The 26,505-nt window shown below is 56.1% G+C and carries 26 protein-coding genes; 13 read left to right on the top strand and 13 right to left on the bottom strand.

The features are described from left to right. Positions 1–4: 4 nt before the first annotated feature. Together AAC620_RS05690 and AAC620_RS05685 are read left to right on the top strand one after the other, a co-directional pair. Complete coding sequence (locus AAC620_RS05690; RefSeq protein WP_340243311.1) at positions 5–481, top strand: dihydrofolate reductase; 477 nt, start codon at positions 5–7, stop codon at positions 479–481. A 69-nt stretch (positions 482–550) separates the two neighbouring features. Then, positions 551–955, top strand: a complete 405-nt coding sequence (locus AAC620_RS05685; RefSeq protein WP_340243309.1) for a DUF2177 family protein — start codon at positions 551–553, stop codon at positions 953–955. A 51-nt stretch (positions 956–1,006) separates the two neighbouring features. Here the strand turns inward: AAC620_RS05685 and AAC620_RS05680 are convergent, their stop codons facing one another. Beyond that, entirely contained in the window at positions 1,007–1,213 is a 207-nt protein-coding gene (locus AAC620_RS05680) for a cold-shock protein (protein ID WP_317656193.1), read from the bottom strand. 227 nt (positions 1,214–1,440) lie between these two features. Between AAC620_RS05680 and AAC620_RS05675 the strand changes: the two genes are divergently transcribed. Continuing rightward, a complete protein-coding gene (locus tag AAC620_RS05675; protein WP_340243306.1) occupies positions 1,441–1,770 on the top strand; it encodes an arsenate reductase family protein in 330 nt (109 codons plus the stop codon). Position 1,771: 1 nt separating this feature from the next. Here the strand turns inward: AAC620_RS05675 and thrS are convergent, their stop codons facing one another. Continuing rightward, a complete protein-coding gene (gene thrS / locus AAC620_RS05670) occupies positions 1,772–3,724 on the bottom strand; it encodes a threonine--tRNA ligase (protein ID WP_340243305.1) in 1,953 nt (650 codons plus the stop codon). Positions 3,725–3,859: 135 nt separating this feature from the next. Here thrS and AAC620_RS05665 point away from each other — a divergent pair, with 135 nt between their 5' ends. Next, positions 3,860–4,630, top strand: a complete 771-nt coding sequence (locus tag AAC620_RS05665; RefSeq protein WP_340243303.1) for an alpha/beta hydrolase — start codon at positions 3,860–3,862, stop codon at positions 4,628–4,630. On the opposite strand, the gene phaZ is transcribed toward AAC620_RS05665, so the two are convergent. Then, positions 4,627–5,883: a polyhydroxyalkanoate depolymerase gene (gene phaZ, locus AAC620_RS05660; protein WP_340243301.1), complete on the bottom strand. Its 1,257-nt coding sequence runs from the start codon at positions 5,881–5,883 to the stop codon at positions 4,627–4,629. The two genes, AAC620_RS05665 and phaZ, sit on opposite strands and share 4 nt — an antisense overlap. A 158-nt stretch (positions 5,884–6,041) precedes the next feature. On the opposite strand from phaZ, the gene phaC reads away from it, so the two are divergent. From phaC to phaR, 3 genes are all read left to right on the top strand, one after another. Next, entirely contained in the window at positions 6,042–7,814 is a 1,773-nt protein-coding gene (gene phaC, locus AAC620_RS05655) for a class I poly(R)-hydroxyalkanoic acid synthase (RefSeq protein WP_340243300.1), read from the top strand. A 131-nt stretch (positions 7,815–7,945) separates the two neighbouring features. Beyond that, the gene (locus AAC620_RS05650; protein ID WP_317656184.1) at positions 7,946–8,401 is read left to right on the top strand and encodes a Phasin; all 456 of its coding nucleotides are present in this window, start codon (positions 7,946–7,948) and stop codon (positions 8,399–8,401) included. A 170-nt stretch (positions 8,402–8,571) separates the two neighbouring features. Further along, positions 8,572–9,132 carry a polyhydroxyalkanoate synthesis repressor PhaR gene (gene phaR / locus AAC620_RS05645; protein WP_340243298.1) on the top strand — a complete coding sequence of 187 codons (561 nt, stop codon included), beginning with the start codon at positions 8,572–8,574 and terminating at the stop codon, positions 9,130–9,132. Between the two features lie 21 nt (positions 9,133–9,153). Here phaR and purD read toward each other — a convergent pair whose 3' ends face one another. Beyond that, positions 9,154–10,416 (bottom strand): phosphoribosylamine--glycine ligase, encoded by a 1,263-nt coding sequence (gene purD / locus AAC620_RS05640; RefSeq protein WP_340243296.1) that lies wholly within the window; start codon positions 10,414–10,416, stop codon positions 9,154–9,156. Between the two features lie 86 nt (positions 10,417–10,502). On the opposite strand from purD, the gene xseA reads away from it, so the two are divergent. Continuing rightward, positions 10,503–11,861, top strand: a complete 1,359-nt coding sequence (gene xseA, locus AAC620_RS05635; RefSeq protein WP_340243294.1) for an exodeoxyribonuclease VII large subunit — start codon at positions 10,503–10,505, stop codon at positions 11,859–11,861. 85 nt (positions 11,862–11,946) lie between these two features. Then, positions 11,947–13,110 (top strand): M20 aminoacylase family protein, encoded by a 1,164-nt coding sequence (locus AAC620_RS05630; RefSeq protein ID WP_340243292.1) that lies wholly within the window; start codon positions 11,947–11,949, stop codon positions 13,108–13,110. Positions 13,111–13,120: 10 nt separating this feature from the next. On the opposite strand, the gene moaA is transcribed toward AAC620_RS05630, so the two are convergent. From moaA to kynU, 3 genes are all read right to left on the bottom strand, one after another. Further along, the gene (gene moaA, locus AAC620_RS05625; RefSeq protein WP_340243291.1) at positions 13,121–14,131 is read right to left on the bottom strand and encodes a GTP 3',8-cyclase MoaA; all 1,011 of its coding nucleotides are present in this window, start codon (positions 14,129–14,131) and stop codon (positions 13,121–13,123) included. Between the two features lie 41 nt (positions 14,132–14,172). Next, on the bottom strand, positions 14,173–15,447 hold the full coding sequence (locus tag AAC620_RS05620; RefSeq protein WP_317656175.1) for a DUF3422 family protein: 1,275 nt from the start codon (positions 15,445–15,447) through the stop codon (positions 14,173–14,175). Positions 15,448–15,574: 127 nt separating this feature from the next. Then, a complete protein-coding gene (gene kynU, locus AAC620_RS05615; RefSeq protein WP_340243289.1) occupies positions 15,575–16,765 on the bottom strand; it encodes a kynureninase in 1,191 nt (396 codons plus the stop codon). A 235-nt stretch (positions 16,766–17,000) separates the two neighbouring features. Here kynU and AAC620_RS05610 point away from each other — a divergent pair, with 235 nt between their 5' ends. Next, a complete protein-coding gene (locus AAC620_RS05610; protein WP_340243287.1) occupies positions 17,001–18,575 on the top strand; it encodes a Re/Si-specific NAD(P)(+) transhydrogenase subunit alpha in 1,575 nt (524 codons plus the stop codon). A gap of 18 nt (positions 18,576–18,593) precedes the next feature. After that, on the top strand, positions 18,594–20,081 hold the full coding sequence (locus AAC620_RS05605) for an NAD(P)(+) transhydrogenase (Re/Si-specific) subunit beta (protein ID WP_340243285.1): 1,488 nt from the start codon (positions 18,594–18,596) through the stop codon (positions 20,079–20,081). Between the two features lie 54 nt (positions 20,082–20,135). Here AAC620_RS05605 and AAC620_RS05600 read toward each other — a convergent pair whose 3' ends face one another. Both AAC620_RS05600 and AAC620_RS05595 read right to left on the bottom strand, forming a co-directional pair. Next, positions 20,136–21,269, bottom strand: a complete 1,134-nt coding sequence (locus AAC620_RS05600) for an acetoin utilization protein AcuC (RefSeq protein ID WP_445322439.1) — start codon at positions 21,267–21,269, stop codon at positions 20,136–20,138. A gap of 5 nt (positions 21,270–21,274) precedes the next feature. Beyond that, entirely contained in the window at positions 21,275–21,832 is a 558-nt protein-coding gene (locus tag AAC620_RS05595; RefSeq protein ID WP_340243283.1) for a glutathione peroxidase, read from the bottom strand. A 157-nt stretch (positions 21,833–21,989) separates the two neighbouring features. On the opposite strand from AAC620_RS05595, the gene AAC620_RS05590 reads away from it, so the two are divergent. Further along, positions 21,990–22,466, top strand: a complete 477-nt coding sequence (locus tag AAC620_RS05590) for an NUDIX hydrolase (protein WP_340243281.1) — start codon at positions 21,990–21,992, stop codon at positions 22,464–22,466. Between the two features lie 85 nt (positions 22,467–22,551). Next, positions 22,552–23,016, top strand: coding sequence for a DUF1178 family protein (locus AAC620_RS05585; RefSeq protein ID WP_340243279.1), 465 nt, complete (start codon positions 22,552–22,554; stop codon positions 23,014–23,016). A gap of 5 nt (positions 23,017–23,021) precedes the next feature. On the opposite strand, the gene AAC620_RS05580 is transcribed toward AAC620_RS05585, so the two are convergent. The 4 genes from AAC620_RS05580 to AAC620_RS05565 form a co-directional block, all read right to left on the bottom strand. After that, the gene (locus AAC620_RS05580; RefSeq protein WP_340243277.1) at positions 23,022–23,849 is read right to left on the bottom strand and encodes a glycosyltransferase family 2 protein; all 828 of its coding nucleotides are present in this window, start codon (positions 23,847–23,849) and stop codon (positions 23,022–23,024) included. A gap of 117 nt (positions 23,850–23,966) precedes the next feature. Then, positions 23,967–24,713, bottom strand: coding sequence for an SDR family oxidoreductase (locus AAC620_RS05575; protein ID WP_340243275.1), 747 nt, complete (start codon positions 24,711–24,713; stop codon positions 23,967–23,969). Beyond that, positions 24,700–25,632, bottom strand: a complete 933-nt coding sequence (locus AAC620_RS05570) for a BKACE family enzyme (protein ID WP_340243274.1) — start codon at positions 25,630–25,632, stop codon at positions 24,700–24,702. Before AAC620_RS05570 ends, AAC620_RS05575 begins: the two co-directional genes overlap by 14 nt. Before the next feature lie 78 nt (positions 25,633–25,710). Beyond that, a complete protein-coding gene (locus AAC620_RS05565) occupies positions 25,711–26,490 on the bottom strand; it encodes an SDR family oxidoreductase (RefSeq protein WP_340243273.1) in 780 nt (259 codons plus the stop codon). Positions 26,491–26,505: the final 15 nt, after the last annotated feature.

The following is a 26,505-nucleotide window of genomic DNA, read 5'->3' as shown; positions in this document are numbered from 1 at the left end:
GGTCATGATTTCACTTGTGGTAGCGCGGGCGCAGAACGGCGCGATTGGTAAAGGCAACACAATCCCGTGGCACGCGCCCGAAGATTTGGCCTTTTTCCAACGTGAAACAATGGGCGGGGCGGTGATTATGGGCCGCAACACATGGGAGAGCCTACCGTTTAAGCCGCTGAAAAATCGCCTCAATATCGTGGTCAGCCGTGATAAAACGCTGCATGATACGGTGGTCGCTTCTGTGGATGCAGCGATTGAGTTGGCCCGAAGCGCAGGGTATCCGCGGATTTACGGGATTGGCGGTGCACAGATTTATGCGCAAATGCTGCCGATGGCAGACAGGCTTTTGGTCACCGAGGTTGATTTGGTGATTGAGGCGGCAGATGCCTACTTCCCCGAGATCACCGAAAGTGATTGGCGCGAGGCGTGGCGGCATTCCTTGCGCGAGGATGGCCCCGCGTGCGTGGTGCGGGAATTGGTGCGGGCCTAAGGTTTTGCCTTATTCAAAAGCACCGCTAACTTATGCCATGCGGGACGTAGCGCGAAAAGGCGGCACTTGATGACCCTCTTAATCCTCTTTGTGGCGACATCTTTGATCTTCCTCATTGCCGATGCGGTGATGTTGAACACAGTGTTACAGCCTGTCTTTGCGCGGCATATTGGCGATTTGCTCTATGAAGGTGGGTTTCGCCTGTTGCCTGCAATCTTGTTTTATCTGACCTATATGGGGGGCATTCTTTACTTTGCCTCCACCCCCGCGATGCGCGCAGATACGCCAAGCCTTGCCCTGATCAATGGCGCAATTTTGGGCTTTGTGGCCTATGGCACCTATGAATTCACCTCTTGGGCGGTGATGCGTGACTGGCACCCGCAAATGGTGGTGATGGATGTGATTTGGGGCGCCACGCTGACAGGGGCTGCCGCATGGGGTGGGGTCATGATCGCGCGCGCCATCACGGCCTAGGGGGCCATGCGCGCAAAGCGGTGTGGCTGCCTTGCGCGCGGGGTTTTGACGTCAGAGAATTTTCAGATCGACCGCAGAGGCGCGACCATCACGGCCTTCACGAAGCTCAAAGCTGATTTTCGTGTTATCGGCTAATTCTTTCATCCCCGCTTGTTCAACTGCAGAGATATGCACGAACACATCTTTGCCGCCGCCATCAGGCGCGATAAACCCGTAACCTTTGGTGGTGTTGAACCATTTCACAGTGCCAGTGGGCATTTTCGTATCTTTCCTGTCTCAAGTCTCGATCCCACAAGCGTGTCTGCGCGTGGGGTGCAGCCAGGGCCGATGACCATACCTTTGCTGCCGTCTCAAAAGCAGTTCAACAGGTGACCTAGAGGCACGCTAAGAGAGTGCCTTGGTTTTGCTAAAAATCAAGAAAAACTCTCTGGAACCCAGCGCCTGCGGCCCTATGCTTTGGTTTATGGAATAAAAAAGAGGCACAGATGCAGATTATTGGGCTGAAAAATTGTGACACATGCCGCAAGGCGGTGAAGGAATTGACCGCTGCAGGTCATAGCGCCGTGTTGCGTGATCTGCGCGAAACCCCGTTGAGCGATGCTGAGATTTCGCAGTTTTTGGCAGAATTTGGGGCGGATGCCCTCATTAATCGCAAATCCACCACATGGCGTGGTTTGGATGAGGCCACGCGCGCCACTGACCCAAAGGCGCTATTGGCGACCCATGCCGCGCTGATGAAACGCCCCGTCATCCTTGCGGATAACGGGGCGCTCTATCTGGGATGGGGCGCGGATGTAAAAGCCGCGCTTTTATAAATTAGCTGCGCAGATCAGGCGCAATCGCCTCGGCTACCAAGGCATCGATCACAGCATCTAAGGGCTGAACGGAAGTTTGGTTTTCACCCAAACGGCGCAAGGTCACGCTGCGATCTTCCATCTCTTTGCGTCCAACGGCCAAAATCACAGGCACCTTTCCTGTGGAATGCTCGCGGATTTTATAATTGATCTTTTCGTTGCGCTTATCAGCCTCGGCGCGCACGCCCCGTTTTTTGAGCAGTGCGACAATCTCATCCACAAACCCATCCGCTTCGGAGACGATAGAGGCAACCACAACTTGACGCGGGGCCAACCAGAAGGGCAGGCGGCCTGCGAAGTTCTCGATCAAGATGCCAATGAAACGCTCAAAGCTGCCCAAAATTGCGCGGTGCAGCATGACGGGGCGGTGTTTCGCGCCATCCTCGCCGATATAGGTGGCGTCCAGACGTTCAGGCAGAACGAAATCCACCTGCAACGTGCCGCATTGCCAATCTCGCCCAATGGCATCGGTCAGCACGAATTCCAGTTTCGGGCCGTAAAATGCCCCTTCGCCGGGGTTCAACTCATAGGCATATCCCGCCGCTTCGGTGGCGGATTTCAGTGCCGCTTCGGCCTTGTCCCAAACCTCATCGCTGCCCGCGCGGGTGTCGGGACGGTCAGAGAATTTCACGCGGAATTTCTCAAACCCAAGATCCTTGTAAACCGCTGAAAGCAACTCGATGAATTGCTTTGTTTCATCCTCAATCTGCGTTTCGCGGCAGAAGATATGCGCGTCATCTTGGGTAAAGCCGCGCACCCGCATGATCCCATGCAATGCACCTGATGGTTCGTATCGGTTACATGATCCAAATTCCGCCATCCGCAAGGGTAGGTCGCGATAGGACTTCATGCCTTGATTGAAAATCTGCACATGGCAGGGGCAGTTCATCGGCTTCAGGGCGTTGATGGCCTTTTCGCGGGCATGGTCTTCGTCCACTTCCACGATGAACATATTCTCTTGGTATTTTTCCCAGTGGCCCGAGGCCTCCCAAAGACGGCGGTCAACCACTTGCGGGGTGTTAACTTCTGCATAGCCGCCATCTTGCTGACGGCGGCGCATGTAATCTTGCAGCGCCGTGTATATGCGCCACCCATTGGGGTGCCAAAACACCTGACCTGGGGCCTCTTCCTGCATATGGAACAGGTTCATCTCGCGGCCCAAGCGGCGGTGGTCGCGCTTTTCGGCTTCTTCCAAGAAAGTCAGATGCGCCTTGAGGTCATCGCGGTTTTTGAACGCCACCCCATAGATGCGCTGCAGCATAGGGCGGTTGCTGTCGCCGCGCCAATATGCGCCTGCGAGCTTCATCAATTTAAACGCATCAGCGGGCAATTGCCCCGTGTGCTGCAAATGCGGGCCACGGCAGAGGTCTTGCCAATCCCCGTGCCAATACATCCGCACGGGTTGATCTTCGGGGATCATCCCAACCAGTTCGACCTTATATGGTTCGCCTGCCGCTTCGTAATGGGCGATTGCACGTGCGCGATCCCAGATTTCTGTGCGCACGGCATCGCGGGCGTTGATGATCTCTTTCATCTTCGCTTCAATCCGACCCAGATCATCTGGGGTGAAGGGCTCTTTGCGGTCGAAATCGTAATACCAGCCATTTTCGATGACAGGGCCGATTGTCACTTTTACATCTGGCCAGATTTCTTGAACGGCGCGCGCCATCACATGGGCAAAGTCGTGACGGATCAGCTCTAAGGCTTCGGCGTCATTGTCCTTCATAGTGTTGATCGCGATTGTGGCATCGGCATCAATTGGCCAAGCCAAATCGTAATGCGCGCCGTTCACTGTGGCGCTGATCGCCTTTTTGGCAAGCGAGCTTGCGATGCTTTCGGCCACCTCGGCGGCTGTCACGCCAGCCTCGTAGCTGCGGGAATTGCCATCGGGAAATGTTAGGGAAATCTGTGGCATCGCCATAGCTCCTCGTCAGTTTGGCGCCTACGAAACGCCCGGTTGCGGGTTAAGTGTTGCTTGGTCTTTTGGCGCGGCTTTGATGTGGTGTCAACTCTTGCGCGGGGGGGCAGGTTTTTGGCATGGAGGGGGCATATGCCTGCACATGAAAGCGAAACCATGCCCGACCATCTGATCACCGCGAAATCTCGCCGCATTGCCTATCATCTGACAGAAGGCACCCATCCGATGGTGGTGTTTTTGGGCGGCTTGCGCTCAGACATGGCGGGAACCAAGGCCGTATTCCTTGAGGAATATGCTAAATCCCGTGGCCGTGCTTTTTTGCGGTTTGATTACTCTGGCCATGGTGAAAGCAGCGGCGCGTTCACCGAGGGCTGTATTGGCGATTGGGCCGAAGACGCCGCGGAGGTTTTAGATCGCCTTGCCCCGAAGCGGGTGGTTTTGGTGGGGTCGTCCATGGGGGGATGGATTTCACTGTTGATGGCGCGCCGAAACCCCGAACGGATTGCAGGGCTGATTGGCATCGCGGCTGCCCCTGATTTTACTGAAGATGGGTTTTGGGCCAGTTTTTCCGAAGATCAACGCGCTGAAGTCATGGGGCAGGGGCAAACCGCGCTGCCCTCAGAATACGGGGAGCCGATGATCGTCACCAAGCGCATGATTGAGGATGGGCGCAAGAATTTGGTTCTGCGCAGCCCTTTGGTGATTGATGCCCCTGTGCGCCTTTTCCAAGGCACCGAGGATGAGGCGGTAGATCAAGCGGTGGCTTTGCGCCTTCTTGCGCATTTGCAGTGCGATGATTTGCATTTGGAATTGGTCAAAGGCGAGGATCACCGTTTTTCCAGCCCGCATTGCCTTGATCTTTTGGCGCGCAGGCTGGATGAAATGCTGGAAAGCGCGGTTTAACTGACGGCTTTGATCTTCGCGGACTTATTGTTGGCGTCAATGAAATCGAGAACAAGCGGGCGGATATTGTTGCGCCAGCTTTTGCCTGCAAAAATCCCGTAATGGCCTGCATCAGGCTCGAGGTGGCTCGCCTTTTTGCTGTCTGGCAGGCCCGTGCATAGATCTAGGGCTGCAACACATTGGCCCGGTGCGGAAATATCATCTTTGCCGCCCTCAACGGTTTTCACCGCAACCGATGTGATTTTGCCGATATCGACAGGCTTACCCGCAACGGTGAAGGTATTTTTCGCAATTTCGCGCTTCTTGAAGATACGATCCACCGTTGAGAGGTAGAATTCCGCAGGCATATCCATCACCGCAAGATATTCATCATAAAAGCGGTTATGCTTGTCATTGTCAGATGCCTCGCCTTTGGCCACACGAAGGATCTGCTCGGTGAAGGCGCGGCTGTGTTTTTCGGCATTCATCGCCATAAACGAGCTAAGCTGCTGCAAGCCTGGATAGACCATGCGGCCCGCGCCGGCATATTTGAACCCCACCCGCTGCAACATGGACTGTTCCAACTGGCCCATGGTGACGCGATTGCCAAAATCGGTGACATCCGTTGGCGCGGCTTCTGGGTCGATTGGCCCCCCAATCAGGGTCAATGAGCGGGGCTGTGCCTTGGGGTCTTCCTCGGCCAGATAGGCGGTCGCTGCTAAGGTCAGTGGGGCGGGTTGGCAGACCGCGATGACATGGGTGTCTGGCCCCATGTGGCGCATGAACTCCACCAGATAGAGGGTGTAATCCTCGACATCGAACTTGCCCGCGCTGACAGGAATGTCGCGGGCATTGTGCCAATCGGTGACATAGACATCACAATCGGGCAGCAAACTGATGACGGTCGAGCGCAGAAGCGTGGCGTAATGGCCCGACATTGGGGCAACCAACAACACTTTGCGGGCCATAGCCTCGCGCCCGGCAACAGCGAAATGCACCAAATCGCCAAAAGGTTTTGGAAGAACCACATTTGGACTGACAGCGTGGTCACGGCCATCGCCGAGTGTGATGGAGCGAATGCCCCAATCAGGTTTTACCGCCATACGCGCAAAACTGCGCTCCATCACCTCACCCCAAGCGGCGGTCATTTGGATGGCAGGATTGGCCACAAGCCCGAATTGCGGATAGGAGCACATCGCCCGCGCGGTTGATCCAAGCCATTGATTGGTCACGCGCATGGTTTCCATGAAATCATAGGTGAGAAGCTGTCGCATCGGATGCATATCTCCAAAATTGAGCTTGGGCGCCGTCAATGCACCCTGCGGTAAATCAGCCCTACCCCCTCACCTTGGTAAAGCCTCTCTATGCAAATGCAGCATTTATCGGATAAAATCAAGCAAAGTGACGATCCGCGCGCGAGGAGGCAAGGGTCATGGGTGACCATTTAGAAAAGTTAAACACCAATCTCAAACGCGTGGAAGAGTTAAGCCAACGTTTGGTTGAAGCCCTCGCAAATAAAGGCCAAAACGACCCTGGCCTGAATGGGCCAGGCCCCGATCTCTATATGAAAGCCAGCATGGCGTATTGGTCGGAACTGGTGAATAACCCCGCAAAATTAATGGAGCGGCAGGTCAAATTTTGGGCTGATTCCGTCACGCATTACGCCGAAGCTCAACAGAATCTTGCGCAAGGCAAGCTAGAGCCGCCCGAGGATAACACCCCAGATGATCGCCGTTTTTCCAATCCGCTGTGGAAAACGCACCCCTATTTTAACTATGTCAAACAGCAATATATGATCTCGGCCAATGCCATAGAGGCCTCTTTGAAGGATCTTGAGGGGCTAGAGCATAAAGATCGACAGAGAATCGAATTCTTTGCAAAACAGATGGTTGATCTTTTTGCACCAACAAATTTTCTGGCCACAAACCCAGATGCGTTGGAGCGTGCGGTCGAAACCGAGGGCGAAAGCCTTGTGAAGGGCTTAGAGAACCTCGTGCGCGATATTGAGGCCCATAAGGGTGAGATCTTGCCAACCTTGGCCGATGGTTCGGCCTTTGAATTGGGCACGAATATCGCAACCGCAAAAGGCGCCGTGATCTATCGCAATGAAATGATGGAGTTGCTGCAATTCGCGCCGACCACAGAAACCGTCTACAAAAAACCTGTGATCATCTTCCCGCCGTGGATCAACAAATATTATGTAATGGATTTGCGCCCCGAAAATAGTTTGATCCGATGGATTGTGGATCAAGGCTATACCTTATTCGTAGTGTCGTGGAAGAACCCTGATAAATCCTATTCCGATAAGGGCCTCGAAGATTACATCGAGAAAGGCTATCTCAAGGCTATTGACGTCGCCAAAGAGGTCACGGGGAGTAAGGCGGTCAATGCGGTGGGCTATTGCATTGCAGGCACCACCCTCAGCCTCACGCTCTCGCTGCTGAAAAAACGCCGCCAAAAGCCGATCTCATCGGCAACCTTCTTCACCACGCTGACGGATTTTTCCGATCAGGGTGAATTTACGGTCTTTCTGCAAAATGACTTTGTCGATGCCATCGAACGGCAGGTTGCCGAAGATGGTGTGCTTGATAACAAATATATGGCCAAGACCTTTAGCTTTTTGCGCGCCAAGGATTTGATCTACGGCCCTGCGGTGCGCAGCTATATGATGGGCGAGGCCCCGCCCGCCTTTGATCTGCTTTACTGGAATGGTGACGGGACGCATTTGCCTGGCAAGATGACCGTGCAATATTTGCGAGGTCTTTGCCAAAGCAATGATTTTGCTGAGCGCACGTTTGAATTGATGGGAAAGAAGCTCAAGGTCAGTGATGTCGACCTGCCGCTTTGCGCCATTGCCTGCGAGGCGGATCACATTGCGGCGTGGAAGGACAGCTATCGCGGTGTGCAAAAAATGGGGTCAAAGGATAAAACCTTTATCCTGTCCCAATCGGGCCATATCGCGGGGATCATCAATCCGCCCAACAAAAAGAAATATGGTCACTATACAAATGATGACCTTAGCCTTTCCGTGAAAGACTGGCGCGAGCAGGCTGAATTCCACGAAGGGTCATGGTGGCCTCGATGGGAAGCATGGTTGCGCACCCATTCGGGAAAGCGCGTTGCCGCGCGCAGCTTGGGTGAGTCGGGTTATAAAATATTGGCGCAAGCCCCCGGCACCTATGTCAAGGAAACGCCAGAACTCTGATAATCCATAAAATTTTTGGCCTTTGCTGCGGTGCAGAAAAATGCTTGACTTGCTGCAGCGCAGCATGACATATACTGCATATGCAGCAAACGCAGCCCGCGAAACACGCGATATTTTTTGGAGTAGAGACCATGGCAAAAACCGCCGCAAACGAATTCACAAAAGTTCTTCAGGACATGATGAAGGCTTACCCAATGGACATGTCGGCAATGACCGATGCGTTCAAAAACTCTGCCGCGATGGGCGAGAAGTTCTCGAAAGTTGCTCTTGAAGCCGCTGAGAAATCCGCTGAGATCCAAGCAGGTTGGACAAAAGACACCATCGCGAAACTCGGCGATGTTGCCAAAGTTAAAGAAGAGCCTGCTGACTACAGCAAAGCCCTGACCGATTTCGCTTCTGCACAAGCAGAAATCGCAGCTGAAAACATGGCTGCTTTCGCTGAAGTTGCGAAAAAAGTTCAGATGGACACTGTTGAGTTGATGATGGCTGCAGGCAAATCTGCAACTGAAGAAGCTTCTGCAGCTGTTAAAAAAGCAACTGCCGAAGTTACTGCAGCAGCTAAGAAAGCAGCAACTGCAGCTGCATAAGCTCCAGATTTCTGTGCCGCGTTGGTATCCTCCCTTCCAACGCGCTCCCAAGAAGGGCAGGCCTCACCGCCTGCCCTTTTTGCATCTGCAAAACAATTATTGTTTTTTTTCTGCGACTGCTTAGGCTGATCCCTAGGGTGAACGCGCGACAGTAAGTCAGGGAGGATGAAATGGCACAGGCACAAGAGCCTTTATTGATCAAACGCTATGCCAGCCGCAGGCTCTATAATACTGAGACCTCCGATTATGTGACGCTTGATGATATTGCGGGGTTCATCCGCGCAGGGCGCGAGGTGAAGATTGTTGACCTGAAATCAGGGGATGATCTGACCCGCCAATTTCTGTTGCAGATTATCGCAGAACATGAATCACGCGGCGAAAGTGTTTTGCCAATCGCCGTGCTGAATGACTTGGTGCGCAGTTACACAAGCCAAGCACAAAGCGTGGTTCCCGATTTTCTCGCGATGTCCTTTGATATGCTCAAACAGGGCCAATCCGCGATGATGGAAAACATGAGCGCGATTAACCCGATGGCCTCCATGCCCGGGTTCGAGGCCATGCGCGCCCAACAAGAAGCCTTCATGAAGGCGATGACTGGTGGTTTGGGCAAAGGGTGGTCAGGCCCGAGCGCAGAGGAGGAAGACACTCCCACCCCTGCGAGCGAAGAGGACGAACTGAGCCAGATCAAACGCCAGCTTGCGGAATTGCAAAACAAGCTCTCCAAGCTGTGACGGCATCGGAGGCGCGCTGTGCTACAGCGCCCTCCATCCGATGTCTGAGCGGCAAAACCCGTCAGGCCAATCAATTTTATTGACCATGTCATAGGCGCGGCTGCGGGCCTCGGCCAAGGTTTCACCACGGGCGGTGACGTTTAAAACGCGCCCCCCTGCGGCTGTGATTGCGCCATTCATTTCCTTGGTGCCTGCGTGAAATACCATGTGGTTGCTATCTTGCGTCAACGCCTCAAGCCCGTTGATCACGCTGCCTTTATCATATGATCCGGGATAGCCATTTGCCGCCATCACAACGCTCAGCGCGTGATCCTCGGCCCAGTTGACCGACATTTGGTCAAGCCGCTGTTCCGCGCAAGCCACCATCAGATCTAAGGCCTGCGCGCCGAGGCGCATCATCAACACCTGACATTCAGGATCACCAAAGCGCACATTATACTCGACCAAGCGTGCTTGGCCGTCTTTGATCATCAACCCTGCATAAAGTACACCGCGATAGGGCGTGCCGCGCTTGGCCATTTCGTCAATCGTGGGCTGAACAATCTCGCGCAAGGCGCGCGCGGCGATTTCATCGCTTAGGACGGGGGCAGGGCTATAGGCTCCCATGCCACCCGTATTCGGCCCCGCATCATTGTCAAAGGCGCGTTTGTGATCTTGGGCCGTGCCAATAGGCAGGATGGATGCGCCATCAGATAGAATGAAGAAACTGGCTTCTTCACCTTCCATGAACTCTTCGATCACCACCTCGGCACCTGCATCGCCGAACTCGCCGCCAAACATATCGTCAATCGCGTCTAACGCCTCGGTCAGGGTCATCGCTACGATTACGCCTTTGCCCGCCGCCAAACCATCGGCCTTGACCACAATGGGCGCGCCTTGTGCTGTGACGTAGTCCCGCGCGGATGCTGCATCGGTGAACCGCGCGTAGGCGGCAGTCGGTGCCTTGGCCGCATCACAGATTTCCTTGGTAAAGGCCTTGGAGGCCTCAAGCCGCGCCGCCTCTCGGCTTGGGCCGAAAGCCAAGATGCCCGATTGTGACAAGGCATCTACCACGCCCTCGGCCAAGGGGGCTTCGGGCCCAACAATCACAAAATCAATCGCGTTTTCGGCAGCAAAATCCACAACCGCCTGCGGGTTAAGAATATCGATATCAGCACAAGCGGCGATTTGGGTGATCCCCGCATTGCCAGGGGCAACGATCAACGTATCACATTTGGGGTTTTGCAGAACCGCCCAAGCCAACGCGTGTTCACGGCCACCACTGCCCAAAATCAAGATATTCATCGCATCCGCTCCACTTGGCCTTTTCGTTGCCGCGTTCTAAGCTGCGAGGGAAATCAACGCAAGCCAACCCAAGGGATGAGGGGCAGATGTCGGATTTGATCGAAGAAGCCGAGGGCGGAAACGCGCCCGAGTTCTCTGTCACCGAGCTTTCTGGCGCGGTCAAGCGCATGATTGAGGGAGAGTTCTCGCATATCCGCGTGCGCGGCGAATTGGGCCGTATTTCGCGCCCTGCTTCTGGTCATATCTATTTGACCTTGAAAGATGATCGCTCAAATTTGGATGCCGTGATCTGGAAGGGCACAGCCGCGCGCCTATCCCACAGACCCGAAGAGGGGATGGAGGTTGTCGCCACGGGGCGCATGACGACCTTTGCAGGCCAATCGAAATATCAATTGGTGATCGAGGATATGCGCCCTGCAGGGGCGGGTGCCTTGATGGCGATGTTGGAACAGCGCCGTATGAAACTGGCTGCTGAGGGTTTATTTGATGCCGCGCGCAAGCAAGAGCTGCCCTTTTTGCCTGAGGTGATCGGTGTGGTTACCTCGCCCTCTGGGGCGGTGATCCGCGATATTTTGCACCGCCTGCGGGATCGTTTCCCACGGCAGGTCGTGATCTGGCCTGTCGCGGTTCAGGGAGAGAAATGTGCGCCAGAAGTGGCGGCAGGCATTCGGGGGTTTAACGCCATCGCCGCAGGGGGGCACATACCCCGTCCTGATTTGATCATCGTGGCGCGGGGCGGGGGCAGCCTTGAAGACCTGTGGGGGTTCAACGAGGAAATCGTGGTGCGCGCCGCAGCCGAAAGCAGGATCCCCTTGATCTCCGCTGTGGGGCATGAAACCGATACCACCTTGATCGATTTTGCAGCCGATTATCGCGCGCCCACACCGACCGCTGCGGCCGAGCGTGCGGTGCCTGTGCGGATGGATATCCTCACTTGGGTTCAAGATTGCGGCGCGCGCCTCTCGCGGGGGGCGCAGGCGGGTGTCACGCAGCGCCGTGTGCGACTGGCGGATCTCTCGCGGGCCTTGCCGCGCCCCGCGTCACTGCTTGAGACTGCGCAGCAGCGCCTTGATCGCGTGGCAGACAGGCTTGAGCCTGCATTGGTGCAATCCGTGCAAACCCGCAGCCATCATGTGCAAACTGTGGGCGCGCGACTGGTACCTGCCTTGGATCGTGCTTTGGCGCAAAAGCGCCTGCCTTATGAGCGCGCTTGCGCCAATTTGCGCCCCTCGGTTCTGAGCCGCGCGATTGCAGATGCACAGCAAAAACTGAATGCCCTTGAACGGATGCGGCAAAGCCTCGGCTACACGGCAACGCTCAAACGTGGCTATGCGGTGTTGCGCAATGAGACGGGGTTGATCACCACAACCGCGGCTTTGCGCACGGCGTCCGAGGTTGAGGTTGAACTGGCCGATGGCAAGGCGCAGGTTAAGCCGCTCCCGTAACGGGGCGGTGGGAATCCGCTTGCTGCCCTATCTCGGCGGGCTATAGTTTTCGTGAGACAACCTATGCTCAAGAAAGGGGCCTCTTATGCCGATCAAAAACCGCTTTGCCGAATTGCTGCCCGAAGTCACCGCGTGGCGGCGCGATCTGCACGAGAACCCAGAAATCCTGTTTGAAACCCATCGCACCTCGGCTGTGGTGGCCGAGCGGTTGCGCGAATTTGGCTGTGACGAGGTGGTTACGGGCTTAGGGCGCACAGGGGTTGTGGGCATCATCAAAGGCAAATCCACTGCATCGGGCCGCTGCATCGGGTTGCGCGCAGATATGGATGCCCTGCCGATCCATGAGGAAACGGGGCTTGATTATGCCTCGAAAACACCCGGTGCAATGCATGCCTGCGGCCATGACGGGCACACGGCCATGTTGCTTGGTGCCGCAAAATATCTGGCTGAGACGCGCAATTTTGATGGCACAGTTGCCATCATCTTCCAACCCGCCGAAGAGGGCGGCGGTGGCGGCCGCGAAATGGTTGATGACGGGATGATGGAGCGCTTCGGCATCCAAGAGGTCTACGGGATGCACAATTGGCCGGGGATGCCTACGGGCGCATTCGCGATCCGCTCCGGCCCATTTTTCGCCGCGACCGATCAATTCGATATTTACCTGACGGGCAAAGGGGGCCATGCCGCCAAACCGCAAGACACGATTGACCCTGTGGTGATGGGCAGCCATCTGGTGCTTGCCCTGCAAACCATCGCCAGCCGCAATGCCGACCCTGTGAAACAGGTGGTGGTGTCGGTGACGGCGATGCACAGCGCGGGCGAGGCCTATAACGTGATCCCTGAGAAAATCCATCTGCGCGGCACGGTGCGCACGCTTGACCCTGATCTGCGCGAATTGGCCGAAGCGCGGATTACCGCGATTGCCAAATCCACCGCCGAGGGCTTTGGCGGGCAGGCTGAAGTGCAATATCACCACGGCTATCCTGTGATGATCAATTCGGACGAGCAAACCGAATTCGCCGCCGAAGTCGCCCGCGCCGTTTCAGGCGATTGTGTCGAAGCGCCGCTGATCATGGGTGGCGAAGATTTCGCCTTCATGCTCAATTCCCGCCCGGGGGCCTATATTCTGGTCGGCAATGGTGACAGCGCAGGCGTGCATCACCCAAAATACAATTTCAACGATGAAGCCATCCCCGCAGGATGTTCGTGGTGGGCCGAGATTGTAGAGCGGCGGATGGCGGTGGGCTGAAGGGGTAAACCTACCCCCCGGTATGGCTCATATGCCGTGACATCTGACCTGCCACTTTTTGGCGGGAATAGTCGAAATCATGGCCCTTGGGTTTGCGGGCGATGGCATTGCGGATTGCCTCTTGCAGAAGCGCGTCATCATCGCTGTTGCGCAAGGGCGCGCGCAGGTCGGCCATGTCCTCTTGCCCCAAGCACATATAGAGCTGCCCCGTGCAGGTCAGGCGCACGCGATTGCAGCTTTCGCAGAAATTATGTGTGAGCGGCGTGATGAACCCGATTTTCTGCCCTGTCTCCTCAAGGCGGACATAGCGGGCAGGGCCGCCTGTGCGTTCTGTCAGATCGGTCAGGGTAAAGCGCGTGGCGAGACGCGCGCGCAAATCTGACAGGGGCCAATATTGGTCTAGGCGGTCTTCATTTCCCAGATCGCCCATTGGCATCACCTCGATGAAAGTGAGATCCATATCGTGCTGCGCGCACCAGGATTGGATGTCGAATAATTCATCCTCATTGAACCCTTTAAGGGCCACCACATTGATTTTGACGCGCAGACCCGCGGCGCGCGCGGCCTCAATCCCCGCGAGGACTTGGGGCAGGCGGCCCCATCGGGTGATGGCGGCGAATTTGTCATCCTTCAGCGTATCAAGCGACACATTGATCCGCCGCATCCCCAAATCATAAAGCGGCTGCGCAAAGCGGCTGAGTTGGCTGCCATTGGTGGTGAGGGTCAATTCCTCGAGCGCGCCTGTTTCCAGATGCCGTCCCATCGCCTCGAAAAAGGTCATGATGCCACGGCGCACCAAGGGTTCCCCGCCTGTGATCCGCAGTTTCTTGACCCCAAGATTGACGAAACTGGAACAAAGCCGATCCAGCTCCTCCAAGCTCAACAATTCGGCCTTGGGCAAGAATGTCATATTCTCCGCCATGCAATAGACGCAGCGAAAATCGCAGCGATCCGTGACGGAGACGCGCAGATAGGAAATCGCGCGGGCAAATGGGTCGATTAAAGGCGCGGTCGTGTTCATGTGCGCGAGCCTAAATCAGCGCATAAACCCTGCGCAAGCCCTCATTCGATATGGCGGCGCAGGCGGTTGATCACAAACCAGACAAGCCCGATCACAGGGATCACCGCAGCGGCTGTGAGTGTGGTTTTGGAAATCCCCAAAGGTTCGGACAAAGGGGCCAAAAGATAGGCCACCAGATTGATGGCGTAATAGCTGATGGCCACGACCGAAAGACCCTCAACCGTTTTTTGCAGCCGCAACTGCAGATCCGCGCGTTTGTTCATGCTTTCCAGCAGCAATTGGTTCTGCGCAGACCGTCCCACATCGACCCGTGTGCGCAACAAATCGCCCGCGCGAATGGCGCGATCTGTGATCTGTTGCAGGCGGTTTTCATTCGCCTTGACGGTTCGCATGGCGGGGTCAAAGCGGCGCATCATAAATTCCGCAAAGGTTTGCCGCCCCGCGAACCGCTCTTCGCGCAGCACATTGATGCGTTGATTGACGAGCGCGTTGTAGGCGGTGGTGGCCCCAAAGCGAAACGCGCTTTCGGATTGTAATTTCTCCAATTCCGCGGCGATGGAGAGAAGTTGATCAAGCGTGTCTTCGGGCTGTGCCAAGTCACCATTCATATCAGCGACAAGTTGCGACAGGGTTTCGTCCAACTCTCCCATCCTTGCGCCAATATCGCGCGCGCGCGGAAGGCCGAGCATGGACATGGTTTTATAGGTTTCGATTTCGCAAATACGCTGTACCACGCGGCCGATACGCCGTTGACCTGTCTCGCTATCCACAAACACGGCAAAGCGCATATGCCCGCCGCTATCAATGCGAAAATCGCCCGCAATCACAGCACTTCCATCGAGAACCGAACTGACGGCAAGGCTTTCTGGAACGAACCACTCGTCAATCTCTTGTGCGATTTGGGCATCGCTTGGGGCATTGGCCACGCGAATATGCAGGGATGTGATCCGCGCACCGGGTGCGGATTTTAGCCACGCCTCGGGAAAGACCTGCCACAGCTCAGGATCAAAGGCGCGTGTTTCTGGCCCGTCCACAAAGACGGTATAGGTCACAAATTCCGTGTGCATCTCCCATTTGATACGGAACTTGCCCATATCACCGAAATAATGGGTGGCATCAGGCTGCGGATGCGCGGCGCCAAACCGATCAAGCAGCGCGATAAGATGCGCGCGATCAAGAGCGCGGTCGCGCTTGGCGGCATTTTGCGGCTGTTTGATCGCGAGGAACAAAGCCTGCGAAGGCGCGTTCAGCGAAGGAAAGGGCCGCGCGTGCAACTCATTGGCAAGCGCATAGCGCAGCGGATGATCTTGTAGCATATGCCGTCACGCCTTTCAGGCGGGGGGAAGATACTTCAAACTGACGAAAATTTTTGGATATGTAAACCAAAAATTTATTTGTATTTTAAAGGTTTATCTGCACACAGCGGTATGCAATCAGGCAGCCTTAGGTCACTGCGTTGCGTATCTTCCATTCGGGGCGATCCCAAAGCCGGCCTTTGATGATTTCCGAAATTGCGCCAATGGCTGCGTCAATTTCAGCCGTGCCGATGTAAAGCGGCGCAATTCCAAATCGCAGAATGTCGGGCGCGCGGAAGTCTCCGATGATACTGCGCGCGATCAGAGCTTGGCAAAGGGCATAAGCGTCTTGAAAATGAAATGAAACCTGACTGCCGCGTTGCTCGGGGTCGCGGGGGCTTGCGAGGCGCAAATCAGGGCAATTGGCCTCAATGCCCGTAATCAAACGCTCAGAAAGCGCGACTGAGGCCGCACGCAGATCATTCAGATCAACCCCCTGCCACGCATCAAGGGCGGCATCTAGGATTTGCATCTGCACCACTGCAGGGGTGCCAATCCGCATCCGATCCACCCCTGTGGCGGGTGTATAGTCTAGCGGAAATGCAAAGGGTGTCGCGTGCCCAAGCCACCCGTTGAGAACGGTATGCGCTTGGTCACGATACTGCGGGGCGATATAGATAAAGGCGGGCGCCCCTGGCCCGCCATTGAGGTATTTATAGCTGCATCCAACCGCAAAATCCGCGCCTGTTTGCGCCAGATGCACGGGAAACGCCCCCGCCGAATGGGCCAAATCCCAGATTGTGATAATCCCCAATTCATGTGCCCGAGCCGTCAGGCGCGCCATGTCATGCCTGCGGCCTGTGCGATAATCAACTTGGGTCAGCATCAGCACGGCGATCTCGTCACTGAGCGCCGCTTCCACGGCTTCGGGTGCAACCAAGCACAGTTCGTGGCCTTGGCCCATGGTTTGGATTAACCCTTCGGCCATATAGAGATCGGACGGAAAATTGCCCTGATCGCTTAGGATCACCTTGCGATCTGTCATCGCCAAAGCGGCCCCAAGTGCCTGATAAAGTTTCAAGGATAATGTATCGCCCACTTGAACTGTTTCAGGCTCAGCCCCAATCAGCGGTGCGATGCGATCCCCCAATTTGCGCGGCAGATCAATCCAGCCTGCGCGGTTCCATGCGGTGATCAACATCTCACCCCATTGGTCGGTCAAGGTCTGGCTGGCTGCTGCTTGTGCCGCCAAGGGCAGGGGGCCGAGGGAATTGCCATCAAGATAGATCACCCCATCGGGAATATGGAACGCCGCACGGGTTTTGGTGAAATCTGTCATCTTGGCCTCTCCTCTTTTCGAATTGCTGCCGCATCTGCCCGTTGAGGTCAATTGATCTGGCGCGGCTGCGTTCTGCCTCTGGACATTGCCGAAACTTGAGCCAATTCTTGTTTTGAACAGATATTGCGCGGTATGCGGTTGTATACGAAATATTATGTCGCGGATTGGGCCGTTGTATCCATCTGCGGCAGTTGTTATGGGGGCGGGAGCCACCAAAAACTGGAGGGAATGTAGCGTGAAAATTGGCGCTTTAAAAGAAATCGAACAGGGCGAAGCGCGGGTTGCGATGACACCCGACAGCGCGGCGCAATTGCAGAAGCTTGGCCATGAATGCGTGATCGAAACAGGTGCGGGTGCAGCAGCTGGCTTTTCAGACGCAGTTTACAAGGCGGCTGGCGTCAGCGTTGTGAAAACAGCGGCGGCCTTGTGCAAAGCTTCGGATGTTGTGATCAAAGTGCGCCCGCCCCAAGAGGCTGAGGTCAAGCGCTTGCGCGAGGGGCAGACCCTGATTTCATTCTTCTGGCCCGGCCAGAATGAGGCGTTGATGGAATTGGCCCGCAGTAAAGGTGCCAATGTGATCGCAATGGATATGGTGCCCCGCATCAGCCGTGCGCAGAAAATGGATGCGCTCTCCTCAATGGCGAATATCGCAGGCTATCGCGCGGTGATTGAGGCAGGCAATAACTTTGGCCGCTTCTTCACAGGTCAGGTGACTGCCGCAGGCAAGGTTCCCCCTGCAAAGGTTTTGGTCGTTGGTGCAGGCGTTGCGGGCCTAGCCGCCATCGGCACGGCCACATCTTTGGGCGCAATCACCTATGCGTTTGACGTGCGTCCCGAAGTTGCAGAACAGATTGAATCCATGGGCGCGGAATTCGTATTCCTTGAATTCTCAGATGACGAATTGCCCGATGGGGCGGCGACTGGTGGCTATGCCCCTCCCCAAAGTCCTGAGTTCCAAGCCAAGCAATTGGCCAAATTCCGCGAGATCGCGCCAGATATGGATATCGTGATCACCACGGCCTTGATCCCAGGCCGCCCTGCGCCATTGCTGTGGACCAAAGACATGGTCGAAAGCATGAAGCCTGGCTCGGTGATCATCGATCTGGCCGCAGAACGGGGCGGCAATTGTGAATTGACCAAGGCAGATGAGCGGATTGTCAGCGATAATGGCGTGGTGATTATCGGCTACACCGATTTCCCTAGCCGTATGGCGGCGCAATCCTCAACCCTCTATGCCACGAATATCCGCCATATGTTGGCCGATCTCACCCCCGAAAAGGATGGGCAGGTTGTGCACAACATGGAGGATGACGTGATCCGCGGGGCAACTGCGGTGTTTGGCGGTGAGATCACTTACCCACCGCCCCCACCCAAAGTGGCGGCTATTGCCGCGCAGAAGCGTGAAAAGCCCAAAGAACTGACGCCCGAAGAAAAGCGGGAGCAAGAGATCGCCGCCTTCAAGGCGCAGACGAAGAGCCAAGTTACCCTTCTGGCGATTGGTGCCGCGTTGGTCTTGGGCGTGGGTTTGATTGCGCCTGCAAGCTTCATGCAGCACTTCATCGTCTTTGTGCTGTCAGTGTTCATCGGGTTCCAAGTTATCTGGAACGTGGCGCACAGCCTTCACACGCCCTTGATGGCGGTGACCAATGCGATTTCCTCGATTGTGATCTTGGGCGCGCTGATGCAAATCGGCTCGAGCTCTGCGCTGATCACGATCTTGGCGGCCCTTGGTATCTTTATGGCTGCAGTTAATATTTTCGGCGGCTTCCTCGTGACACGGCGGATGCTCGCCATGTTCCAGAAATCGTAAGCAGCAGGGGTATCAGATATGGATTTCGGTTTCACCATTGCGGCTTATGCAGTCGCGGGCGTCCTCTTCATCCTCTCGCTGGGCGGTTTGTCGGGACAAGAAAGTGCCAAGCGCGCGGTTTGGTATGGCATCGCAGGCATGGCCATTGCGATTTCGGCCACCTTAATTGGCCCAGGTTCGGGGCTGTGGCTGATGTCATTGGTCTTGATCGTGGCAGGCGCAGGGGTTGGGTATCAACTCGCCACCAAGGTGCAAATGACGCAAATGCCTGAACTTGTGGCAATCATGCACTCCTTGGTGGGTCTTGCTGCCGTTTTCGTGGGCTTTAACGCGCATCTTGAATTGGTCAGCGTGGGCGAGGTTCTGCGCGAGGCAGGTATGGCCTTCCCGCAACCCAAAGGCCCGATTGCGGCGCCTGTTTATGACATGCTTGGCACCCTGTCCAATTTCGCGGCGCTGTTGGGAAAGAAAACCGCCGTTGAAGTTGGCATTTTGCGCGTTGAATTGGTCTTGGGGATTTGGATCGGTGCTGTGACCTTTACGGGTTCCGTCATCGCCTATGGTAAACTTGCAGGGCGTGTGAACAGTGCGGCGAAGCAATTGCCTGGCGGGCATATCTTGAACGCTGCTGCCGCTGCCGCATCCTTGGCGTTGGCCGCGATGTATTTGGGCGGCGCAGGCGGCTGGACATTGATTGCCTTGACAGTTCTGGCTCTCTTTATTGGCTATCACCTGATCATGGGGATCGGCGGCGCGGATATGCCCGTGGTTGTGTCCATGCTGAACAGCTATTCAGGTTGGGCGGCGGCGGCGATTGGCTTTAGCCTTGGCAATGATCTGTTGATTGTTGTGGGGGCTTTGGTGGGCTCTTCGGGTGCCATCCTCAGCTACATCATGTGTAAAGCCATGAACCGCAGTTTCATCAGCGTGATTTTGGGTGGTTTTGGCGGTGCCAAAGGCGAGCAGCAGGCCATTGAGGGCGAGCAAATCGCAATCGACAGCGATGGTGTGGCCAATGCGCTGAACGAGGCCGACAGCATCATCATCATCCCAGGCTATGGCATGGCGGTGGCACAGGCACAGCAAGGTGTGGCCGAGCTTACACGCAAACTGCGCGCGGCGGGCAAAACCGTGCGTTTCGCCATTCACCCCGTTGCAGGCCGCTTGCCCGGTCACATGAACGTTCTGCTTGCAGAGGCCAAAGTGCCCTATGACATCGTTCTGGAAATGGATGAAATCAACGAGGATTTCCCATCCACCGATGTGGCCATCGTGATCGGTTCAAACGACATCGTGAACCCAGCCGCGCAAGAAGACCCCAACTCGCCAATCGCAGGGATGCCTGTGTTGGAATGCTGGAAAGCCAAGCAGGTTTTCGTCTCCAAACGGGGGCAGGGCACGGGCTATTCGGGAATTGAGAACCCGCTTTTCTACAAAGAGAACACGCGGATGTTCTATGGCGATGCGAAGGCCTCAATCGACAGCTTGCTGCCGAAAATCGCCTAAGACCTTGTGGTGCGCGAATGACAATCAGGCGGCCCCTATTCGGGGCCGCCTTTTTTATGGCAAAACGCCCTGCGCCGCAGGGCGCGCAGAGAGCAGGGCAATGCGATCTCGGATTGTGTCGCGAATTGGTGTTTCGTCTTGGTTGTCATGCAACTGCGTGAACCATGTCGCGGGTGGTGATTTCCCTTTCGAATGCCCTGCCCAAGATAGGCCCCGCAAGACCGCTTCGCCCTCTTGTGGGAGGCGGTCAGGAATATCTTGCCCGCTGAGTGTGGCCCAAATCCCGCTCCAGACGCGGGCGACTGTCCACGGGTTATAGCCCCCACCCCCTGTCACCAATAGGCGGGGACAGCGCAACGCTTGAACGGCAGCGATCATGTCCCAATAGCTTTGCGCAGAGAGACAGAGCCTTGAGAGCGGATCATCGGTCACCGCATCTGCACCGCATTGCAACACGATCGCCTCAGGGGAAAACGCCGCAAGGGCGGGCAAGATCAGCATATCGCGAATGAGTGCCATTTCCGCATCATGAAACCCGCGCGGGACGGGCAGGTTTAGACAATTTCCCCCGCCATCATCGTCCAGCGCCCCTGTAAATGGCCAACGCCGCTCTTCATGCACAGAGATCATCAAGACATCGGTCGCGCCCTTGAACCCATGCTCCACCCCGTCTGGATGGTGGGCGTCCATATCGACATAGGCGATGCGCGTCAGCCCCTGCTGTCGCAACGCCGTGATCGCAAGCGCAGGGTCATTGAGATAGCAAAACCCGTTTGCGCGGTCGGGCAGCCCGTGATGCGTGCCACCGCCTGGATGAAACACAACACCGCCTGCGCGCAGCAATTCAACCGCCAAAAGCGCGCCACCTGCCCCCGTGGCGGGGCGGCGATACATTTCGGGAAAGACGGGGTTTGCCACAGTCCCAAGGCCATGGCGCGCGCGGGTCGCGTCATCCACATCTTGGGTTTCTTCAGCGCGCATGAGCGCCTCGATATAGAGGCGGTCATGCCATGCAGTTAGGGCTTTTGGCTTGGCGCGCGGGCTTTGGCGATATTGCGCGGCGCTCAGCCACCCCATGGCGCGGCATAAATCCATCACAGTTGAGACACGCGGAATGCGCAAGGGGTGCCACGCACCATAGGTTGATCCGCGATATATCTCGGAGCCAAGAAAAACGGGTGTGGTCACAGGGACTAGCGCGCCAATTCGCGCTCAACCGCCCGAATGATCGCGCCACTTGTCGGGCCTGTCAGGCTTGACCAATCCTCGACAAATTCACCATTTCCATCAATGAGGAACTTTGAAAAATTCCATGATGGCCGCGCATTATGTTCGCGTGCGAGCCATTCGAAAAATGGATGTGCATCGGGGGCTTTAATCCGCGTGATCTCGGTCATCGGAAGGGTCAAATTGTAATTCAATTCACAAAACTCGGCCACTTCGGCCTCGCTGGCCAGTTCCTGCCCAAAATCATCGGAAGGCACGGCCAATACAATCAATCCCTGATCGGCATAACGATCATGCAAGGCCTGCAATCCCTCATATTGTGGTGTGAAGCCGCATTGCGATGCCGTGTTTACCACCAAAATCGGTTGCCCGCGCCAGTCTGAAAACCGATATTCACCGCCATCAATCGAAGGAAATGTGAAATCCTCGACAGCCATGGCCATTGATGTGGCCACAGCCCAAACCAAAACGGATTTGGCCAAAATCCCTGAGACTGTCATCAATGCTGCTCCTTCGATTGGCATTTGTGCAAAAGTTAGTCGAAATGCCAAAGCGATCAAGGGCGCGGGTGCTACATGCGCCCATCCTCGCTTGAAAAATTCATGGTTTATTTTGCTTTTCTTGGGAAAGTTCGGCAGACTGGGGCATAACGAATATAACAAAGAGCGGTGATAAAACGCGATGAGCAATCTTCGCACAGTGCAAGGGCCATTACGGGTTGAGGGGGCATCCAAACGGGATCCGCGCTCGCAATTCGCAGCGCTGTGTTTTCGCCGCAAGAAAAAAGGCGTTGAGATTTTGTTGATCTCCTCGCGTGACAGTGAGCGGTGGATCATCCCCAAAGGATGGCCCATGGATGGCAAAACCCCCGCCGAAGCCGCAGGGATAGAGGCATGGGAAGAGGCAGGTGTGCGCGGCACGACCCTAGACCTTTGTGTCGGGCTTTATTCCTATTCCAAAGAGATTGATAGCGCCGATCCAGTGCCCTGTATCGTGTCCGTCTTTCCTGTCGAGGTGAAATCTTTGGCCGATAAATATCCCGAAGCGGGGGAACGGCGGCGCAAATGGTTTTCCCCGAAGAAGGCCGCGTCAAAGGTGCGGGAACCTGACCTTAAGGCGATCCTGAAAGGGTTTCTGCCACCACCCCCTGCAACGTAATTTTGGCCCTTGCAGGGGGCAATGTGCAGGATGTAACACTTAGCCCCACTTGCACTCTGACGTTTTCGCCACAATTAGGGCCTCTATGATCCGATATGCGTTGAAATGTGCCGAAGGGCACGGGTTTGACAGTTGGTTCCAATCTGCTGCCGCCTTTGACGATCTGGCGGAGCGGGGATTGCTGTCTTGCGGTGTTTGCGGATCTTCTGATGTCACAAAGGCGATCATGGCGCCTCGTGTCGCCCCAAGCGAAGGCGATAGCCCTCAAATTGCACATAACCTGCCTGTGCCAAGCACCCCGCCGACAGGGGCGCTAAGCGCCCCCGATGGCAAACTTCAGGAAATGATCCAAGCGATGCGCAAACATGTCGAAGAAAATTCGACCTATGTTGGCAAGAATTTTGTAAAAGAAGCGCGCGCAATCCATGATGGCACCGCGCCCGAGCGCATGATCCACGGCGAAGCAGCCCCTGAGGAGGCAAAAGCCCTGGTTGAGGACGGGGTGCAAATTGCGCCCTTGCCCTTCTTGCCAAAGTCAAAGGCAAATTAACGCCGCTATTCTGGTGACGTTCGGATCGGCGTAAGCCCCAACCCGCGATAAAAGGCGGCATCAGCTGCGTCAATCTCGGCCTCTTTTGCCGCGATGAGGGGGGACTGAGCAATCATTTGCGCGATTTCTCGATCGCTATGACCGCCTGCGCGCAGTTGCGCGACCATATCCCTTGCAACGGGGGGCAGGGGTTGGGTGAATAAAACGCTGCTCAGAGCGCTGTATGGTGTTTCATGCGCCGCGCGCAGGCTTGCGATGATTTGCTTAAAGCTGGGGTTCGATTTTAGCGTGGCCAATCGGGCTTCGTGAAAAGCGAGGCTGTCATGGTGCGGGGCTGCGCGCAGATATTGTTCAGTCACAGGGGCGCGTGACCAATCGACCACGCCACCCGACCCGAAAATGCGCCATGTGATGACAACGCCATTTGCGCCGCGGTTTACGGCATCGGTGATCATCCCATCCAAAGTGCCAGAGGGGTGCGAAATTGCGAGAAACTCGTCCGCGTCAAACACCAACACCCAATCGGCGGATTGAACCAAGGGCTCGGCCTGTGCATGGTTCAGCGCAGAGGGCTGCGGTTTGTGACCTTCTGGGATCACGTTTTCGCGGTGATAGCACAGGCCCAATTCCTCAAGGCGCTGTAGCATTTCGACTGTCCCGTCCGAGCAATCGTTGGTGTAGACGAGAATATCCGTGAACCCAACGGCCAGATGATGCGCCACCCATTCCAGCAGATAGGCCGCCTCATCCTTCATCATGGAAACCGCCATCACCCGCCCGTGAGGTGATTTACGCTTGGTCAATTCTGTCAGTATCGTTGCGCTGCCCGCCATTTTCAGTCGACACCCGCCCGTGATTTATATTTTTATAGATAAATATAAATCACTATTCTGCCTTGATGCGCAAGACAGGGGGCGGCAGGGCGCGGGCTGCGTGAACTGGTCTAACGCTTAGCGTCCGCCTGAGACATCCACGATGGTGCCGGTGACATAGCTTGCCGCGTCAGAAATCAGCCATGCGACAACCTCCGCGACCTCATCAGCCCGTCCGATACGGCGCATCGGAACATCGTTTTTCTTGGTAACCAAACGATCTCCCACGCCTGCGGCAGCATGGATTTCGGTATCGATCAAACCTGGCGCCACCGCATTGACCCTGATGCCAATGGGCCCCAATTCGCGGGCAAGGCCAAGGGTCATTGTATCAATCGCCCCCTTTGACGCGGCGTAATGCACCCATTCGCCTGCACCGCCCAATTTTGCTGCGCGGCTCGACATCAAAACCACAGACGCACCTTCGGACATCGCGGCAGTGGCGGCCTTGGTGATCGCAAAGACGCCCAGAAGATTGGTGTCGATAACACGCTTTAGGTCTGCCATGTTCAGGTCACGCAATGGCAGGGCAGGGCCCGTGGTGCCCGCATTGGCAAAGAGCGCAATTGGCGCCCCAAAGTGCGCGATGCATTCGGCCACCACCGCCTCCGCTGCGGCGGGGTCAGCCGCATCGGATTGCAGGGCCACCACTTGCGCGCCCTTGGCGTGAAGCTCTGCGCATAGGCTGTCTGCAGCGGCGGCATTGCTGTGATAGGTGAACAGAACCTGATAGCCTGCGAGGGCCAAGCGGCGCACTGTTGCAGCGCCGATCCCGCGTGAGCCACCCGTAACGATGACCGCGCCTTTCAAATCAGAAGGCGACATCACCCGCCCCCTTCAAATCCAACATCTCGCGTGCTTCGTCAGGCGTTGCCACCTCCAGGCTTAGGCCTTCAAGAAGAGCGCGGGCTTTTTTGACTTGGTCGGCATTGCTTTGTGCCAATTGGCCCGGGGCCGCCCAAAGACTGTCCTCAAGCCCGACACGGACATTCCCCCCTTGTGCGGCGGCTTGGGCCGCCACGGGCAATTGGTTGCGCCCAGCACCCAAAACCGACCACACATAAGCATCCCCAAACAAACGATCTGCCGTGCGCTTCATATGCGCGACATCTTCGGGATGCGCGCCAATGCCGCCCAAGAGGCCAAAGACGGTTTGAACCAAGAACGGGGCCTTGACCAAGCCGCGATCCACGAAATGCGCCAAAGTGTAGAGATGGCTTGTGTCATAGCATTCAAACTCGAACCGCGTGCCGTTGGCATTACCCGTGCGCAAGATATGTTCGATATCGGCAAAGGTGTTTTTAAAGACAAGGTCGCGGCTGTTTTCGAGATGCTCGCGCTCCCAGTCATGTTTAAATTCTTTGAAACGGTTGAGCATGGGGTAAAGTCCGAAATTCATGCTACCCATATTGAGAGAGGCCACTTCGGGCTTCAGCTCTGCGGCGGGGCGCATCCGCTCCGCCACGGTCATATGCGGCGAGCCGCCCGTGGTGAGATTCAACACCGCTGAGGTCGCCTGTTTGAGTTGCGGCAGGAATTTGCAGAACATCTCCGGGTCTTGTGTGGGGCGCCCGTTTTCAGGGTCGCGCGCGTGGAGGTGCAGAATAGACGCGCCTGCCTCAAATGCCTTGATCCCGTCATCAATGATCTCTTGCGGGGTGACAGGCAGATAGGGCGACATGGACGGGGTATGGATCGCGCCTGTGACAGCACAGGTGATGATGACTTTACGCGGCTTAGCCATTTGAGGATGCTCTCGTTTTTTGTAGTGGGTCAGTGTTGTGGTTAGTGCTAGGGCCAGAAGGCCAATGGTCAAGCAAGGTTATAAGGTTTCGACCCCCCCGCAGACGCTGAGGGCTTGGCCTGAGATATTCGCGCCCCCTGCGGAAGACAGGAACAGGCACATTGCGGCGATATCCTTGGGGCTGACCATACGGCGCAGCGAAACCTTGCCCAAATATGTCTCGCGCATCTCCTCGAAACTGACGCCTGTCTGTTTGGCGCGGGCGGAAATAACGCCGTCAATACGCGGGCCTTCCACAATGCCAGGAAGGATTGCATTGGCGCGCACCCCATCTGGCCCAAGTTCAGCGGCAAGGGATTTTGCCAATCCCACTACGCCCCATTTCGAGGCGGCATAGGGTGTGCGAAACGCATAGGGCAATCGCCCTGCAACTGATGAGATCGCAATGAATTGTCCCTTAGATTTCACCAATTCCAAGCGCGCGTGATGGGCCGCGAGATAGGCCCCTTTTAGGTTGATCTCTAATGTCTCATCCCATTCATCGGGGGCGATTGCATCAACAGTGGCGGTCGGGCCTGCGATACCTGCATTGGCAATGACAACATCCAATCCGCCCAAGTGATCCAAAGCCTCAGAAAAGAGGCGTTCTGTATCTTTGGGATCGGCGGAATTGGCGCGCGTGCCCGTGATGGCCCCGCCTATTGCGGCGTCTAATGCGGCGGCGTTGATATCTGAAATATGCACCCGCGCGCCTGTCTCGACAAACCCGTCTGCAATGCATTTGCCAATGCCGCCCGCCCCTGCAGTGATCAAGACCCGCAGACCCTTTGGTGGCGTTAGTGACGCAAGAATGGACATGGAACATACCCCTCC

It is taken from the genome of Roseobacter sp. HKCCA2468, assembly GCF_037805105.1.
In the GTDB taxonomy this organism is placed as follows: domain Bacteria; phylum Pseudomonadota; class Alphaproteobacteria; order Rhodobacterales; family Rhodobacteraceae; genus M30B80.
This window is presented reverse-complemented; position numbering and strand designations above follow the sequence as displayed.

Coding starts and splice junctions, on each gene's coding strand:
- AAC620_RS05690 (WP_340243311.1), top strand. CDS start 5: ATGATTTCACTTGTGGTAGCGCGGGCGCAGAACGGCGCGATTGGTAAA.
- AAC620_RS05685 (WP_340243309.1), top strand. CDS start 551: ATGACCCTCTTAATCCTCTTTGTGGCGACATCTTTGATCTTCCTCATT.
- AAC620_RS05680 (WP_317656193.1), bottom strand. CDS start 1,213: ATGCCCACTGGCACTGTGAAATGGTTCAACACCACCAAAGGTTACGGG.
- AAC620_RS05675 (WP_340243306.1), top strand. CDS start 1,441: ATGCAGATTATTGGGCTGAAAAATTGTGACACATGCCGCAAGGCGGTG.
- thrS (WP_340243305.1), bottom strand. CDS start 3,724: ATGCCACAGATTTCCCTAACATTTCCCGATGGCAATTCCCGCAGCTAC.
- AAC620_RS05665 (WP_340243303.1), top strand. CDS start 3,860: ATGCCTGCACATGAAAGCGAAACCATGCCCGACCATCTGATCACCGCG.
- phaZ (WP_340243301.1), bottom strand. CDS start 5,883: ATGCGACAGCTTCTCACCTATGATTTCATGGAAACCATGCGCGTGACC.
- phaC (WP_340243300.1), top strand. CDS start 6,042: ATGGGTGACCATTTAGAAAAGTTAAACACCAATCTCAAACGCGTGGAA.
- AAC620_RS05650 (WP_317656184.1), top strand. CDS start 7,946: ATGGCAAAAACCGCCGCAAACGAATTCACAAAAGTTCTTCAGGACATG.
- phaR (WP_340243298.1), top strand. CDS start 8,572: ATGGCACAGGCACAAGAGCCTTTATTGATCAAACGCTATGCCAGCCGC.
- purD (WP_340243296.1), bottom strand. CDS start 10,416: ATGAATATCTTGATTTTGGGCAGTGGTGGCCGTGAACACGCGTTGGCT.
- xseA (WP_340243294.1), top strand. CDS start 10,503: ATGTCGGATTTGATCGAAGAAGCCGAGGGCGGAAACGCGCCCGAGTTC.
- AAC620_RS05630 (WP_340243292.1), top strand. CDS start 11,947: ATGCCGATCAAAAACCGCTTTGCCGAATTGCTGCCCGAAGTCACCGCG.
- moaA (WP_340243291.1), bottom strand. CDS start 14,131: ATGAACACGACCGCGCCTTTAATCGACCCATTTGCCCGCGCGATTTCC.
- AAC620_RS05620 (WP_317656175.1), bottom strand. CDS start 15,447: ATGCTACAAGATCATCCGCTGCGCTATGCGCTTGCCAATGAGTTGCAC.
- kynU (WP_340243289.1), bottom strand. CDS start 16,765: ATGACAGATTTCACCAAAACCCGTGCGGCGTTCCATATTCCCGATGGG.
- AAC620_RS05605 (WP_340243285.1), top strand. CDS start 18,594: ATGGATTTCGGTTTCACCATTGCGGCTTATGCAGTCGCGGGCGTCCTC.
- AAC620_RS05595 (WP_340243283.1), bottom strand. CDS start 21,832: ATGCCAATCGAAGGAGCAGCATTGATGACAGTCTCAGGGATTTTGGCC.
- AAC620_RS05590 (WP_340243281.1), top strand. CDS start 21,990: ATGAGCAATCTTCGCACAGTGCAAGGGCCATTACGGGTTGAGGGGGCA.
- AAC620_RS05585 (WP_340243279.1), top strand. CDS start 22,552: ATGATCCGATATGCGTTGAAATGTGCCGAAGGGCACGGGTTTGACAGT.
- AAC620_RS05580 (WP_340243277.1), bottom strand. CDS start 23,849: ATGGCGGGCAGCGCAACGATACTGACAGAATTGACCAAGCGTAAATCA.
- AAC620_RS05575 (WP_340243275.1), bottom strand. CDS start 24,713: ATGTCGCCTTCTGATTTGAAAGGCGCGGTCATCGTTACGGGTGGCTCA.
- AAC620_RS05570 (WP_340243274.1), bottom strand. CDS start 25,632: ATGGCTAAGCCGCGTAAAGTCATCATCACCTGTGCTGTCACAGGCGCG.
- AAC620_RS05565 (WP_340243273.1), bottom strand. CDS start 26,490: ATGTCCATTCTTGCGTCACTAACGCCACCAAAGGGTCTGCGGGTCTTG.